At 57.7% G+C, this 15,968-nt stretch carries 11 protein-coding genes and 1 tRNA gene; 10 read left to right on the top strand and 2 right to left on the bottom strand.

Annotated elements, in window-relative coordinates; genetic code table 11:
* The first annotated feature begins 485 nt into the window (after positions 1-485).
* The 10 genes from ACR0B7_RS18725 to ACR0B7_RS18680 all read left to right on the top strand — a co-directional run bounded on the left by ACR0B7_RS18725 (position 486) and on the right by ACR0B7_RS18680 (position 13,700).
* On the top strand, positions 486-1,391 hold the full coding sequence (locus ACR0B7_RS18725; protein ID WP_170485667.1) for a LysR substrate-binding domain-containing protein: 906 nt from the start codon (positions 486-488) through the stop codon (positions 1,389-1,391).
* Between the two features lie 100 nt (positions 1,392-1,491).
* On the top strand, positions 1,492-2,646 hold the full coding sequence (locus ACR0B7_RS18720; RefSeq protein ID WP_170576949.1) for an aromatic ring-hydroxylating oxygenase subunit alpha: 1,155 nt from the start codon (positions 1,492-1,494) through the stop codon (positions 2,644-2,646).
* Positions 2,647-2,693: 47 nt separating this feature from the next.
* A complete protein-coding gene (locus tag ACR0B7_RS18715; RefSeq protein WP_170485665.1) occupies positions 2,694-2,933 on the top strand; it encodes a hypothetical protein in 240 nt (79 codons plus the stop codon).
* Positions 2,934-3,045: 112 nt separating this feature from the next.
* Positions 3,046-5,466, top strand: coding sequence for a GcvT family protein (locus ACR0B7_RS18710; protein ID WP_480682186.1), 2,421 nt, complete (start codon positions 3,046-3,048; stop codon positions 5,464-5,466).
* Between the two features lie 102 nt (positions 5,467-5,568).
* Positions 5,569-7,041 (top strand): flavin-containing monooxygenase, encoded by a 1,473-nt coding sequence (locus ACR0B7_RS18705; protein ID WP_170485663.1) that lies wholly within the window; start codon positions 5,569-5,571, stop codon positions 7,039-7,041.
* Between the two features lies 1 nt (position 7,042).
* Entirely contained in the window at positions 7,043-8,005 is a 963-nt protein-coding gene (locus tag ACR0B7_RS18700) for an alpha/beta fold hydrolase (RefSeq protein WP_170485662.1), read from the top strand.
* An 84-nt stretch (positions 8,006-8,089) separates the two neighbouring features.
* Positions 8,090-8,166, top strand: a tRNA-Met gene (locus ACR0B7_RS18695).
* Positions 8,167-8,296: 130 nt separating this feature from the next.
* Positions 8,297-11,872 carry an AAA family ATPase gene (locus tag ACR0B7_RS18690; RefSeq protein ID WP_170576947.1) on the top strand — a complete coding sequence of 1,192 codons (3,576 nt, stop codon included), beginning with the start codon at positions 8,297-8,299 and terminating at the stop codon, positions 11,870-11,872.
* A 28-nt stretch (positions 11,873-11,900) separates the two neighbouring features.
* Positions 11,901-12,158, top strand: coding sequence for a DUF4242 domain-containing protein (locus ACR0B7_RS18685; RefSeq protein WP_170485660.1), 258 nt, complete (start codon positions 11,901-11,903; stop codon positions 12,156-12,158).
* Positions 12,159-12,284: 126 nt separating this feature from the next.
* Complete coding sequence (locus ACR0B7_RS18680; protein WP_170485659.1) at positions 12,285-13,700, top strand: FAD-binding oxidoreductase; 1,416 nt, start codon at positions 12,285-12,287, stop codon at positions 13,698-13,700.
* Positions 13,701-13,738: 38 nt separating this feature from the next.
* Here the strand turns inward: ACR0B7_RS18680 and ACR0B7_RS18675 are convergent, their stop codons facing one another.
* Together ACR0B7_RS18675 and ACR0B7_RS18670 are read right to left on the bottom strand one after the other, a co-directional pair.
* On the bottom strand, positions 13,739-14,893 hold the full coding sequence (locus ACR0B7_RS18675) for a Gfo/Idh/MocA family protein (protein WP_170485658.1): 1,155 nt from the start codon (positions 14,891-14,893) through the stop codon (positions 13,739-13,741).
* Entirely contained in the window at positions 14,893-15,948 is a 1,056-nt protein-coding gene (locus ACR0B7_RS18670) for a sugar phosphate isomerase/epimerase family protein (protein ID WP_170576946.1), read from the bottom strand. Before ACR0B7_RS18670 ends, ACR0B7_RS18675 begins: the two co-directional genes overlap by 1 nt.
* Positions 15,949-15,968: the final 20 nt, after the last annotated feature.

Raw genomic sequence — 15,968 nt, 5'->3', positions numbered from 1 at the left:
TGTGTTGAACTTCAAGGATGCTGACTTTGAGAGCGACGCAAAATCAGGTCCAAACCAAATTATCCTCTGGCAAAAACGTTTCGTTTTGACCCTACGTGAGTTGCAGTGAACTCAACCCACCTGGCATTCCGGTGAATAGCGATGCTTTCTTTTGGGGAAGTGTTCCGCGTGTCCATCAATTTCCCTGTTGGCCTTATGCTAGCGTCAGCTTGGGTCGTCGATCTGCGGCAGTACCGTCTTGCATTTCTGGGAAAGAGCCCCCAGATGGCCTACTGGACACGACAATTATTGGTGAGGCTGACTATAGTGTCGTCACCGTTGGAATTCGGCCAGAACCGACACATTGGTCAAATTTGGCGACATCAACCCTAAACGTGAACCCAAAAAACACCAAATCTTCAAAGCGCTCTGGCTTTCACCCGCAAATAAACTAATACTGAGGTGAAACAAACTAACTCGTAATCCAACAGTGATTCCCACGCGCCATGTCCAGACGTCACTATAACTTGCCGCCCCTGACCACGTTATCCGCATTTGAGGCCGCAGCGCGGCACCTGAGCTTTAAGAACGCGGCCGAGGAACTTTCGGTCACTCCCGGCGCGGTCAGTCACCAGATCAAGGCGCTTGAGGGCGATCTGGACACGGCCCTGTTTCAGCGAAAACACCGGGGCGTTGATCTGACCGAAGATGGCAAAGCCTTGTATGAGGCGCTGGCATCCTCTTTCGCCCGTATCTCGAAAACGCTGGGAACTATCCGGGATCGCGCCTCGGTCGGGAAGGTCACCGTAGGGTCCACCACGGCCGTTGCTGCCCTATGGCTGTCACCCGCTGTCATTAGGTTCTGGCGCGACATGCCCGAGGTCAACGTTGATCAGCTCTCTCAGGACCGCGCGTTTCGGGACCGGCCGGATGTAGACTTTTTCATACGCTACGGACGCGACAGTGATGCCAGCCTATCGCACACGCCTTTGTTCCGTGATCATCTGGTGCCGGTGGCCAGCCCCGAAGTCGCTGACAGGCTGACCGGAGCCAGTTTGGACGAGCTTGCATCCGAGCGATTGATACACCTTGAGTCAGAAGACCGAAGCTGGACGACCTGGCCCGAATGGTTTCAGCAATTGGGGTATAACGGCTCAATACCTATTGAATCCCGCGTGAATAGCTATTCGGTCGCCCTGCAGCTTGCCCGCAAGGGGGCTGGGTTGGCGCTGGGATGGCAGCGCCTTATCCAGCCGATGCTGCAATCTGGCAAACTGGTCGCCATCGGCCCTCATCAACTGACCGCGCCGAACCAGTTCTACCTCGTCGGTCGCCCTGATGAAGACCTCTCCGACAGTGCGCGTGCGCTGAAAAACTGGATCATTCAAGAGGTTCAAGACGGCTCGGTTTAGGTGAAGTCAATCTCTGATGAGGTTTTCTGATATTGAGAGGAGCCCTGCCCTTCCGCCAATACAGATCAAACGCATCCAGCACCACCTTCAGGAGAGCCCGATGAACAAGCATAGCCCGCTGTCCTCCGTTCTGGCCGATGTGAATGTCGCCAACGGTCTGCCCAACGAACATTATGTCGACCCGGTCGTGTTTGCCGAGGAACGGAAGTCGGTCCTTTATGCAAACTGGTCCGGGATCGGGTTCGGCAAGGATGTGCCCGAAGAAGGCGACGCCAAGCCAGTCGACTTTCTGGGAATGCCCCTGCTTATCGTGCGCGACCGCGACGGAGAGGTCTGCGTTTTCCAGAACACCTGCCGCCACCGGGGTATGATCCTTGTGGACACGCCGCGCAAGATCGGCGGCGCGATCCGCTGCCCTTATCATAGCTGGTGCTACAGCCTGAAAGGTGAGCTGCGCGCGACCCCGCACGTAGGCGGCCCGGGCCACAACACCCATGAAGACGTTGACCGCAAGGATCTGGGTCTGGTCCGCGTCCGCTCCTATGTCTGGCGTGACGTGATCTTTGTGAACGTGGACGGCAACGCCCCCGCGTTCGAGGACGCCCATGCCGCCCTGTTGGAACGTTGGAAGGAATTTGACCTGCCCGTGTATCACGGCGGCGAGACATCCTCGTTCAAGCTGGAGGTCAAGACCAACTGGAAACTGGCGGTCGAGAACTATTGCGAAAGCTATCACCTGCCGTGGGTCCATCCGGGCCTGAACAGCTATTCCCGGCTTGAGGATCACTACAACATCGAAAAACGCGGGCATTATTCCGGTCAGGGCACGCTGGTCTATCGCCAGTTGACCGATCAGGACGGCGCGACTTTTGATGATTTTGACGGCCTCAGTGACAAATGGGATGAGGGCGCGGAATATGTGGCGCTCTATCCGAATGTCCTGCTGGGCGTTCAGCGCGACCACGCCTTTGCAATCGTGCTTGAGCCGGTCGATCAGGAAAACACGATCGAACATATCGAATTGTATTATGCGAAAAGTGTCGAGGACACGCCCCAGCATGACGGCTTGCGCGCCTCGAACGCGCAGCTCTGGAAGACGGTGTTTGAAGAAGACGTGTTTGTTGTTGAAGGCATGCAAAAAGGCCGCCACGGTGTATTGTTCGATGGCGGACGTTTCTCGCCTGCGATGGACGGGCCGACGCATAACTTCCATCACTGGGTGGCAACGCAAATCGAAAACGGTCGCGCGGAATAGAACCACGAACCGGTCGGCCTGCGCCGACCGATCCTGACGGAGACCCGATGGACAAGACGGATTTGGATCGTCTGTTGCTTGAGGCGCATGATCGCAACGATCATGACGCCTTGGTCCGTTATTACACGATGGCTGCTGACGAGCGTGAGGCTGCGCAAGACATTGATGCAGCCTGCTTTTATCTGACCCATGCCTTTGTCTTTGCGCTGGAATCCGGCGCGCCCGAAGCGGACTCGCTGAATGCGCGACTGGCCGTTTATGGGCGCGCGCATCGATTGGATTTCTGAGATTAGCTTCGCGTTAAACCTGCTCAACCCAGCATGAGAATTATGTCCGTTGTCCGGTCTGCGCCGATGGTGACAGAAAGCGCGAGGAACCCAACTTGGATACGGCAGGCTCATGAAAACGAATGCACAGGCGGTGGTGATTGGCGGCGGGGTGATCGGATGCTCGATCCTCTATCATCTCACCAAACTGGGATGGTCGGACGTTGTGCTGCTGGAACGGGATGAGCTGACCTCGGGCTCATCATGGCACGCAGCGGCGAACATCCACGGGCTGCATGACAGCACCAATATCAGCCGCATTCAGCACTATACGATGACCCTGTACAAAGAGCTTGAGGCCGAGACTGGCCAAAGCTGCGGCGTGTTCCAGCCCGGCTCGCTGTATCTGGCGCAGACCGAGGAACGTGAGCATCAACTGCGACTGCAGGCAGCCAAGGCCAAGCTATATGGGATGAACTTCTATGAGATCAGCATAGAAGAGGCGCAGCGTTTGAACCCGCTGGTCAATTATGACGGCATCCGCTGCGTTATGTTTGAACCCGATGGCGGCAACGTGGACCCCTCGGGCGTGAACAACGCCTATGCAGTGGGTGCACGCCAGCGCGGGGGGGAAATTCACCGCTTTACCCCCGTAACCGCCACCGATCAGCAAGAGGACGGCACGTGGATCGTGCGCACGCCCAAGGGCGACATCCACACGCCTTGGGTTGTGAATGCCGCCGGTCTGTGGGGCCGCGAAGTGGCCAAGCTCGCGGGGATTAAGCTGCCCCTGCAACCGACCGAACACCAGTATTTCGTGACCGAAGCGATGCCGGATGTTCAGGCGCACGGCACCCGCCTGCCCTCGGTCAGTGATCGCGATGGAGAGTACTATCTGCGTCAGGAAGGCAACGGCCTGCTGGTCGGCGCCTATGAGAAAGACATGAAGTTCTGGGCCGAAGACGGCACGCCGCTGGATTTCGCCCATGACCTGTTTCCCAACGATCTGGAGCGGATCGAAGAGAACATGATGAACGCCATTGAGCGCCTGCCCGCCGTGGGTAAGGCCGGGATCAAGCGCGTCATCAACGGCCCGATGATCTGGTCGCCGGACAGCAACGTGCTGATGGGTCCGGTGCCCGAGGTGGATGGCTATTTCTGCTGCAACGGGATCATCCCCGGCTTCTCGCAATCGGGCGGTATGGGGCTGATGGCCGCGCAGTGGATCATCGAAGGTGAAACCCAATACGACATGTTCGCCTGGGACATGGCGCGGTTCGATACATGGGCCACGAAGGACTTCACCAAGGCCCGCGTGCAGGACCAATATGCAAACCGTTTCGCCATTCACTTCCCGAATGAGGAGCGCAGCGCCGGACGTCCGACCCGCACGCGGCCCGTCTATGACCGGCAGGCGCAGATGGGGGCCGTGTTCGGCCTGAACGCGGGGTGGGAGCACCCGCTGTGGTTCGCCGATACGCCGGGGGCTACCGACACCAACGGCTTTACCCGGCAGAACTGGTGGGGGCCGGTGGGTGAAGAATGCAGAATGCTGCGTGACCGGGCCGGGATCATCGACATCTCGAACTTTGCCAAATACGTCTGCCGCGGTCCGGAGGCCGAGGCGTGGCTGAATGCCGTTTTTGCCAATACGATGCCCAAGACGGTTGGACGGTCGAGCCTGACGCCTCTGATCTCGAAGCGCGGGGGGATTGCGGGGGATTTCACCGTGACCCGCGTGGCCGAAGATGAGTTCTGGGTCATCGGGTCCGGCATGGCCGAGCGCTATCACAAGCGGTTTTTCAAACAGGTCCCTCTGCCGGACGGTACGGTTTTCAAAAGCAAGACCGAAGCGATGTGCGGATTCAACGTCGCAGGCCCAAAATCCCGCGAGATTCTGCAACGGCTGACCAACACCTCTCTGGCCACCGATGATTTCCCCTTCATGCGATCGGCCAGACTCGAACTGGCCGGGATCGACGTTTTGGGGCTGCGTGTATCCTTTACCGGCGATCTGGGGTGGGAGGTCCACTGCGCGACCGAAGATCAGGCTCGGCTTTATGACGCTTTGCTTGAGGCAGGCAAGGAATTTGGCGCGGGTCCTGTGGGCAGCCGGGCGCTGATGTCACTGCGGGTTGAAAAAGGCTATGGCTCGTGGAGCCGGGAATACAGCCCCGAATACTGGCCGCATGAGGTCGGGTTGGATCGCTTGTGCAAGTTCGGCAAGGATTTCCTGAACAAGAACGCCGCGCAGAAGGTTCTGGAAGACCCGGCCCGGGAACACTTGGTGCTGCTGCATCTGCTTGACGCGGATGTGTCGGCGTCAAACGCTGACGCAACGGGCGGTGAACCGATTTTCAAAGACGGCAAGGGGATCGGTCGTCTAACGTCGGGTACCTATGGCTACACCGTCGGCATGTCGCTGGCTCTGGGCTATGTGAAGGATGCCCGGCCCGGCGACAACGTCGAGGTGATGGTACTGGGCCGTCCCCATAAGGCCGTGATCCTGCATGAGCCGCCCTTTGACCCGAAAGGTGAAAAACTGCGCGCCTGATCAAACCGTGATCAACACCTGACCTAACGGGACCCTATCCACGCGCCTGCTCAGTTTATATCCTGAACGCACCACCACGGTCGCTTTGGGAGGGGCGGACGCATGGAACATGAAACGGACATGCTGATCGTTGGTGCCGGGTTCTCGGGGCTGATCATGGCGATCGAGGCGCGAAAACGTGGGATCACCGATATCGCGATCCTTGAAAAGGCAAGCGATATCGGCGGAACATGGCGCGAGAACACCTATCCCGGCGTGGCCTGTGATGTGCCTTCGCACCTCTATTCCATGGCCACGCATCTGAACCCTGATTGGAGCCGCGCCTACGCGGGCGGGGCCGAGATACAGGCTTATCTGCAAAAAGTCGCACAGGACGAAGGGCTTTACGACCTGTGCCATTTCCACCAGCGCCTGAAAGCGGCGCGGTGGGACGGGGCGCGTTGGCAGGTCGAAACCCACGAGGGGCAGCGCTGGTCGGCTCGGTTTCTTGTGTCAGCGATTGGCGCCCTGCATATCCCCAGTATTCCAGATATTCCCGGCGCTGACAGCTTTCCCGGCCCCAGCTTTCACTCTGCCACTTGGAACCACGATGTTCCCCTTGCAGGCAAACGTATCGCAGTCGTGGGAACAGGCGCTTCGGCTGTCCAGTTCCTCCCCGAAATCGCAAAGATGGCGGGCGATGTCACGATCTTTCAACGCAGCGCGCCTTATGTGCTGCCCCGCCCCGATGGACCCATCGCGCCTTGGGTGCGCCGACTGTATCAACGTCTGCCCGTATTGCCCCGGCTTCGCCGCAAACTGATCTATCTGGTTTTCGAGTATCGCCACCGGGTCTTTCGCGGCGATAAGGGGGCCGTCAACTTTGCCATGAAGATGTGGCGCACTTCGCTGGAAAAAGCGATCTCTGACCCGGCCCAGCGCGACATGCTGACGCCCGACTATCAGATCGGCTGCAAACGTATCCTCAGCTCCAATTATTGGTACCCTGCCCTTGCGCGCGACAATGTAACGGTCGTGCCGCAAGGTGTGGCCGCAATCGAGGGGGATCAGATCATCGCCGCTGACGGCAAACGAATTCAGGCCGATATCCTGATCTGGGGCACCGGGTTCAACGTCACGGAAACGGTCGAGTTTCTGGATATCGCCGGAACAAATGGTTTGAGTTTGCGGGATGCGTGGTCTGACGGAATGAAAGCCAATCTGGGCACGGCCATCGCAGGTTTTCCGAACTTCTTCATCCTGCTGGGACCGCACACGGGGCTGGGCCATAACTCGGTCGTTCTGATGATTGAGGCGCAGGTGCGTCATATCGGGCGCGTTTTGGACGAAATGAACCGAAATGGCACCCAGACCATCACGCCGGATGCTGCAAAACAGGCGGCCTTCTTGCAGGAAATGCAGGACCGGCACGTGGACAGTGTCTGGCAGGCCGGAGGGTGTACCTCGTGGTATCAGGATGCCGAGGGCCGCAACACCACCCTTTGGCCCGGCACCGTTTCAGAATATGAAAAGCGCATGGCGCAGTCCGGGATCGAGCAATACTCGGTCGTCCCGACCCAAAGTGGAGAGCATTGAGATGACCACCTTATTGATTATCGTTCTTTTGATCGCCGTATTTTTCGGAGCCATGAACCTCTGGACCCGAAAGCTGACTCAGGACGGCTTAAAGCAGGTTCCGCAACTGGGTCAGATCGCTCCGGTACGCGGCGGCAGTGTTCACTATGTCGAGGCAGGCGACCCAGCGAAACAGACCATCGTGATGATCCACGGTCTGGCCGGGCAGTTGCAGCATTTCACCTATGCAATGGTCGATATGATGGCGGATGACTACCACGTCATTGCGGTCGACCGCCCCGGCTGTGGGTATTCGACGCGCGATACTGGTGATCTGGGTCAACTGCACGAACAGGGCCGGATGATACAAGAGCTGCTGGATGCCAAGGGCGTGGAAAATGCCGTGTTGGCTGGGCATTCGCTGGGCGGAGCTGTCTCACTGGCGATGGCGCTGGACAATCCGGACAAAGTAAAGGCGCTGGCGTTACTGGCCCCGTTGACTCAGGTCATGCAGGGTCCGCCGGATGTTTTCAAACCACTGGCGATCCGAACGGAATGGCTGCGCAGCTTTATCGGAAACACGATTGCAGTGCCGATGGCCGCCAAGACCGCGCCTCATACTCTGGGCATCGTGTTCGGCCCTGAACCCGCGCCCGAAGATTTCCTCGATCGTGCAGGGGGTGCCTTGGGTCTGCGCCCAACGGCTTTTGTCACAGCCTCGCAGGATGTTGCGGGCATTGAAGACAGCATGGACGCGCAGGTCGCGCGTTACTCAGACCTGAAAGTCCCCGGCGGCATCCTGTACGGCCAAGAAGACGCCATCTTGTCCCCCGAAGCACATGCCGCACCCATGACGCAGTTCGGCCTGACCGATGAACGGCTTGAGGGGCTGGGACATATGATACCCATCACCGCCCCTGACACCTGTGTCGCTTTTATCCGCCGCATCGCAGAGGCAGCGGGCACCACAGATAAGGCGGGCTGAAGCAGCGCCAAAAAGAATCCCGGTTTGGGGGTCATTTCCCTCTTGACCCTCTCGGGCCCCTCCCTTAAATCGCCTCTCACTCGTGGCGGAGTAGCTCAGTTGGTTAGAGCAGCGGAATCATAATCCGCGTGTCGGGGGTTCAAGTCCCTCCTCCGCTACCATAATCCCCTTATGAATGATTGCGCTTGGACTGAAGTAGACCTTTGGCCTTCAAAAAGCAGCAGTTGGCTCTGCCAACCGGCAATCAGATTCGACCTTCTTGATTAGTATTCGACAACTCAGCATGATCCGATGATGGGAGTTGAGATCGAAAACTGGCTGAATAGTCTTGGTCTGGACCAATATGTTGACGCATTCGTTCAGAATGACGTGGATGCGCGTGTCCTGCCGCTTTTGACCGGGGAAGACCTGAAGGAACTTGGCGTTAGCCTGGGGCATCGCAAGATTCTGCTGGCCGCGATATCTGAGTTGACTGACGCTGACTCTGCTGTGTCCGAGGCGCTGGATACCCCCTCTATCGATCCGTCCGAACGATCCTCGGCTGCGCCAGAGGCGTCAGACACCGCAAGCCCAGTCGCCGAGCGACGCCACCTGACAGTGATGTTCGCCGACCTTGTCGGCTCGACCGAATTGACGAACCGGCTGGATCCCGAGGACATGCGGATTTTGTTGCTCAACTACCAGGACGCAGTCGCAGGAGCTGTCAGTCGGTACGGTGGGTATATAGCAAAATATCTGGGCGACGGCCTTCTTGTGTTCTTCGGCTGGCCGCGCGCCTACGAAGACCATGCCATTCGCGCAGTGAAGGCCGGGCTGGATGCTATCAAGCGCGTGCAGGACCTCCGGACGCCAGATGGCGAGCATATTTCTGCCCGGCTTGGCATCGCAAGCGGTGACGTCGTTGTGGGCGACACGATCACCGAAAATACATATGAAGAAGGTGCCATGACTGGGCCGATCCTGAACCTTGCAGCGCGGATTCAGGAACACGCAAGACCCAACACGGTTGTTGTCCCCCAAGAGGAAACCGAAGCCGCCCTACATCGTATTTTCAAGTTCAAGTCCCTTGGCGAAGTTGCTCTCAAGGGTTTTGAACAACCGCGCACACTATTGGAAGTCGTGGCAGAACGCAGCGCTGAAAGCCGATTTAGGGCATCCCACGGGGACGAAAGCGGCGGCGCCCTGATAGGACGGGACTATGAGAAGGGTATTCTTCTGCAATCCTGGCAAAGGGCCAGGGACGGACAAGGAGAGGTCGTCTTGCTGTCGGGTGAGGCTGGCATCGGCAAATCCCGACTGACAGAAGAGTTTCTTGCTGAAACCGCGGCGGACGACCAGGCGGATGTCATCCGGTTGAACTGCTCTCCCTACCTGACCAGCAGCCCGTTTCATCCAGTGACGGAACGCATCTCGCAGGACGCACATGTCGAACCCGGCTTTGACGACAATCAGATATTGGAACATGTGCGTGAATTACTGGAAACGCGCCCCGGGCTGGACTTGGACGAGGTTCTGCCGGTCTTCGCAGCGCTGGTCGCCCCGCGCAGTACGCTGGCGCGAAAAGTGCTTGAAATGTCTCCGCAAGAACAACGAGACCTAACGATCCAAACCCTGATCAACACTGTCAAGATACGGTCAAACGTGCGGCGTGTAATCCTGTGTGTCGAGGATGCCCATTGGATTGATCCCTCGACACAAGCCCTGCTGGAAAGGTTCAAAGCGATCTGCGCGGACCTGCCTTTGATGATCCTGATCACGCACCGGCCGGAATGGGAACTTGGCAAAAGCGAAGCAGAAGCACATGTCCAGACCCTGCAACTGCGCCGTTTTGACTCTGCCCACGTCGCAAATCTGATCCGGAACATTTCCGGGACAGAACCCGACGAAGACATGATTTCGCTGATCATCGAAAAAACGGACGGAGTGCCGCTGTTCGTCGAGGAACTAACGCGCACGATCCTTGAGGCCGGAGAGCAAGGCCAAGTTGCAATACCGTCATCCTTGAAAGGTGCTTTGATGGCGCGGCTGGACGCGGTTTCCCTCGAGGCCAAGCGGGTCGCCCTGACAGGCTCGGTCATCGGCCGCGAGTTCGAGCCGGGATTGCTGGGTGCCGCTATGGGCATCGACAAGCAGAACGTGCAAACCAGCCTTGAGGAATTGTCCCGCACCGGCCTGATCTTTGAGAGCGGGCACAATCGGGGGCATTTTGTTTTTCGCCACGCGCTGATCCGCGACACGGCCTATCAATCCATGCTTGGCTCAACGCGGCGACAGCAACACGCGGATGTCGCGCGCGCTTTGAACCAGCTTCGCGCCGCCGAGGTTGAGCGCCGGCCGGAATTGGTGGCCCGCCATTTGTCCGAAGCCGAAGACTGGTCGGCGGCGTTCGACAAATGGCGCACTGCGACCGAAATGGCGCTTGCACGGTCCGCCAGCCAAGAGGCTATGGTCAACGCTCAGGAAGCCCTGAAAGCAGCAAAGGAAATTGGGTCTGACGAAAGCCGTGAAACGGTTATCGGGCAAATCCTTGTCGGCAGAAGCTACGACAGTCTGGGTGAATTGCCCGAAGGCATTGCCACGCTCAAGAATGCGTTGGACGCTGCGCGTGCGATTGGCGACAACGAACTCGCCGCCGACGCCGCCAACCATTTTGCAGACTCATGCATGATGTCGAGCGAGCGCCACAGCGAGGCCATTAGGCTGTGTAGGGAAACGCTGCAAACTCTTTCGGACGAAGATGAAACACGCCGCTGCCGTCTGATGAGCCAGCTTGCTCGGGCCTATATTTTTGTCGGCCAATTGGAAGAAGGCGCACAGTTCGGTCGGCTTGCGATGGAACTGGCGGCAAAGCTGGGTGACTACAAATCCCAGTTCTCAGTCATGATGATGCACTTTGGCGCACCTTTTGCGGCCAGAAAAGAAAGCGAGGCCCGAAACTGGCGCGAAAACCTGGAAGCCATGCACAAGGTTGCTGAAAAGCTGGGCAGCATTGATCAGGGCCGAAACAGGACTCTGAGCCTGTTTGTGGGCGCAGAAATGGCCGACCGCCAACTGATGGACCGCTCGCTTGAGTTGTTGACCGAGATTTCCGAGAAGGACACCCACCTACAGCTTTACTGGGTGCAAAAGCACGCCCGCGCCATGATCGCCATCATGGATGGAGATTTTGAAGCCGCAGAGAAACACGCGACCGAAGCGGTCAAAATTGGTCGCAAGACCCATGGCGAACACGTCGAAGGTGTCTTTGGGGTCCAGATGTTCACAATCCGCCGTGAACAAAGTCGCTTGCACGAAGTCGCGCCTGTTATCAAAAACCTTATGTCGGAAAGTCCCGGCGATGTCGCGTGGCGGCCAGGGTTCGGACTGATCGCTGCCGAACTAGGCTACAAGGAACCGGCCGAGCGAATTCTTGATGAAATGGCGGAAAATGGATTTTCTCTGCAACCGGACGCAATGTATTCGACAACGTTGTCGTACCTTGCGGATATCAGCGTCGCGGTTGGCAACCAGAAACATGCCGAGTCGCTGTTTGAAATTCTCAAGCCCTACGAAGACCTGACGATAACGGCTGGCGCGACCACGGTATGCACCGGGGCCGCCGCGCGCCGCTTGGGGAACCTCGCAGCACTTCTTTCGGACTGGGATACCGCCGAAAGCATGTTTGAAAAAGCCATCGAGATCGACACGCGCATGGCATCGCCCCCCTGGATTGCACACAGCAAAGCAGCGTTTGCGGCCGCGTTACGGCGGCGTGGACGTGCCTGTGACATGAAACAGGCTTTTCAACTGGAAGCGGAAGCGTTGGCAACGGCCCAGAATTTAAGTATGGTTTCCCTTAGGTCAAAACTTGAAGGAACTGCCATCTAATCGATTGAAGAATGACCGGGGGAACATGATGCCAAGATACATTATCGAAAGAAATTTCGCTGAACAGCTTGATATTACCGACGACGACAGGATCAAGATCAAGGATATCAATGACGAAGAAGGTATTGAGTGGATTTTCTCGTTCCTCAGCGCAGACAAGCGCAAGACGTACTGCCTTTACGAAGCACCGGATGAAGAAAGTTTGCGGAAAGCGGCTGAACGGCTGAACATTCCGGCAGACGTTATTACGCCGGTTGATCGGATAGACCCCGGCATTTTTGCCTGAGGATCAAGCTGACACCATTCAGGATACGCAGTCACCTCATCACCGGGAACAGGTGGGTTTGGGTGATACCACGATTGCCGAGGCAGCGACGCAAGAAGCCTTTTCTGACCAAGAAAGGCTTGCCCAATGTTTGATTTGAAATCTCTGGACGGCGAAACGGTTAATGTTGATCGGGACGCACTTGATGCCCTCAGCGCGTCACTCAGGGGGGCGGTATATCATCGCGGCGATCGCGAATACGACGAGGCCAGAACAACCTGGAATAGCATGGTCGAGCGTTTCCCCGGTTTCGTCATCCGCGCCCTGGGGGCCAGCGACGTTCAAAAGGCGGTAAACTTTGTTCGCAACGCCGGGCTGGTGATGTCGGTCAGATCCGGCGGCCACCAGATTGCCGGTCATGCGGTTGCCGACGAAACGGTCATGCTGGACCTTTCCCATATGCGGTCTGTTCACGTTGACCCGATTGCCAAAACAGCCCGGGTCGCGCCAGGGTCAATGCTTGGCGACGTGGACCGGGAAACGCAAGCCCATGGTCTTGTTGTTCCGACCGGCATCAATTCGACCACCGGCATAGCAGGGCTTACTCTGGGAGGCGGCTTCGGCTGGACCACGCGCAAGTTCGGCATGACGATCGACAACTTGATTTCTGCAGAAGTGGTCACGGCAGAAGGCGAGATAGTCACTGCATCCGCAAGCAATCACCCCGAGTTGTTCTGGGCAATCCGAGGTGGCGGCGGCAATTTTGGTGTTGTGACATCTTTCGAGTTCCAACTTCACGAACTGGGGCCGGATGTCCTGTCTGGCTTGGTTGTACATCCCTTCGAAAAGGCTCCTGATCTGCTGGCCGAATACGCAAAGATCGCCGACGGATCGCCGGACGAGCTTACAGTTTGGAGCGTTATGCGAAAAGCTCCGCCTCTACCCTTCCTGCCAGAAGAATGGCACGGGCGCGAGGTTCTGATCTTTGCGGCCTGCTACGCCGGTCCGATGGCGGATGGCGAAAAGGCGATGGCTGGATTGCGCGCCCTGGGCGAGCCGATTGTAGATGTCATCTCGCCGCACAAATTCGTGGACTGGCAGGCGGCTTTTGATCCGCTCCTGACACCCGGAGCGCGGAACTACTGGAAAAGCCACGATTTTGAGACGTTGTCGTCAGAAGGGATCAAGGGGGTACTTGACGCAATAGCCACACTTCCTGATCCGGCCTGCGAGGTTTTCATCGCCCATGTCGGAGGCGCAATGGCCAGAGTCGATGCGGATGCAACGGCCTATCCGCAAAGGTCGGCGCATTTCATCATGAATGTGCATACCCGGTGGGAGGACCCCGCGAAAGACAGCGCATGTGTCGACTGGGCCCGCGACCTATATGATAAAATGAAACCACACTCGACCGGCAGCGCCTATGTGAATTTCATGCCCGAGGACGAAGCGGATCACATGGCCGGTGCATACGGTGCGAATGGCGACAAGCTGTCAAAGATCAAAGGTAGGTATGACCCCGACAACCTGTTTAGGGTCAATCACAACATCCTGCCAAGCTGAACGGTTTCAGCAACGCCCCCAGACGTGCAAGCCTTGGCTTACTCAAGGCTCACCCAAGCCGCGTTTCGCGCGGAACTATTGACGCATGCAGCAACAAATTTGACGCCCTTCAACCCATCCTGAACTGTTGGACAAGTCACCGACGCGTCTGGCGTTTGCCCGTTGCGGAAGGCAAGGATCGCTTCGGCGGCCTCGCTATATATGTTGGCGAACCCTTCCAAATACCCTTCAGGATGCCCCGGAGGTATTCTGCTGAGGCGATTTGCACCGTCACCGGCCCCGGCACCATTTCGGGTAATCAGACGCTTGGAATCGCCATAGGGCGTAAACCACAGGTAGTTCGGATCCTCTTGCGACCACTCCAACCCGCCTTTTTCACCGTAGACCCGCAATCGCAAGGCGTTCTCGTTGCCTGGCGCGACCTGCGATGACCAGAGCATCCCCCGCGCGCCACCCCGAAAACGCAGCAACACATGCGCGTTGTCATCGACCTGACGTCCCGGCACAAAGGCTTGCAGGTCTGCGGCAAGGCTTTCAGCCTCCAAACCGGTGACAAAGCAGGCAAGGTTGTATGCATGCGTCCCGATATCGCCGGTCGAGCCACCCGCGCCCGAGCGTTCCGGGTCGGTCCTCCACTCGGCCTGCTTAAAGTCCTGCTGTTCGGTCAGCCAGTCTTGCGGGTACTCGACCTGTACAACGCGGATCTTGCCGATATCACCAGCAGAGATCATATCCCGAGCCTGTCGAACCATTGGATAACCGGTGTAGTTATGGGTCAGGATGAACAGGGCATCGGCATTTTCTGCCGCTTTTACCAGCTTTTTCGCGTCACCAAGCGTTGAGGTCAGGGGTTTGTCGCAGATCACGTGAATACCGCGCTTCAGGAATTCCCGCGCGGCGGCATAGTGAACATGATTGGGGGTAACGATCGACACGGCTTCGATCCCGGACTTCAGGCGCGCTTCCCTGATAGCCATCTGCTTGAAATCCTCGTACACCCGCGCAAGGCCCAGCGCCTCACCGCTGGCACGAGATTTTTCAGGCGTTGATGACAACGCGCCTGCGACCAGTTCAAATTTGTCATCAAGCCGCGCGGCGATGCGATGCACCCCACCAATGAAAGCATCGTTTCCGCCGCCAACCATGCCAAGACGAATGCGGCCCGAGGTGTCTTCGTTGCGTCCGGTCACCATCACTCTATCCCCAGCATTTTTCTGTTGGCCGCTTCGTCGGTTCCTCCGTCCGCGAAGTCGTCAAAGGCTTTCTCGGTCACACGTATGATGTGGTCCGATACAAACTGAGCGCCTTCAAGGGCACCATCCTCAGGGTGTTTGAGGCAACATTCCCATTCAACCACAGCCCAACCGTCAAAGTCGTTCGCCGCCATCTTTGAGAACACCGCCCCGAAATCCACCTGACCGTCCCCAAGCGAGCGGAAACGACCTGCCCGGTCCACCCAACTTTGGTACCCTGAATACACGCCTTGGCGACCGGTCGGGTTGAACTCTGCGTCCTTGACGTGGAACATGCGTATCCGGTCTTTGTAGATATCGATATTGTCCAGATAGTCGAGGCATTGCAGCACATAGTGCGAGGGGTCGTACAACATGCACGCTCTGGCGTGGTTGCCAGTCCGTTCAAGGAACATCTCGTAGGTTATGCCGTCATGCAGGTCTTCGCCCGGATGAATCTCATAGCATACGTCCACTCCGCACTCATCGGCGTGATCAAGGATGGGCACCCAGCGGCGCGCAAGCTCGTCAAACGCTGTTTCGACAAGACCTGCCGGGCGCTGCGGCCACGGATAGACATACGGCCACGCCAAAGCGCCAGAAAAGGTTGCATGCGCTGAAATGCCAAGGTTCCTAGAGGCTGAAAGCGCCTTTTTTACCTGATCCACGGCCCATTCCTGCCGTGCTTTGGGATTTCCTCTGACGCTTTCCGCCGCGAACCCATCGAACGCTGTATCGTAGGCGGGATGCACCGCCACCAACTGACCCTGAAGGTGCGTCGATAACTCAGTGACTTCTACGCCGTTCTCTTTGGCCTTGCCCTTGAATTCATCGCAGTAGGTGGCACTGGTCGCTGCGGTTTCCAGGTCGAACAGACGACCATCCCAACTGGGAACCTGCACCCCCTTATAGCCGCAGTCCGCAGCCCATTTGGTGATTGCATCCCATGAATTGAAAGGTGCTTCATCCCCGGCGAACTGCGCCAGAAACAAAGCCGGGCCTTTGATGGTCTTCATATTTCTTCCTCCCCAAAACA

It is taken from the genome of Ruegeria sp. BB6 (genome assembly GCF_056539385.1).
This window is presented reverse-complemented; position numbering and strand designations above follow the sequence as displayed.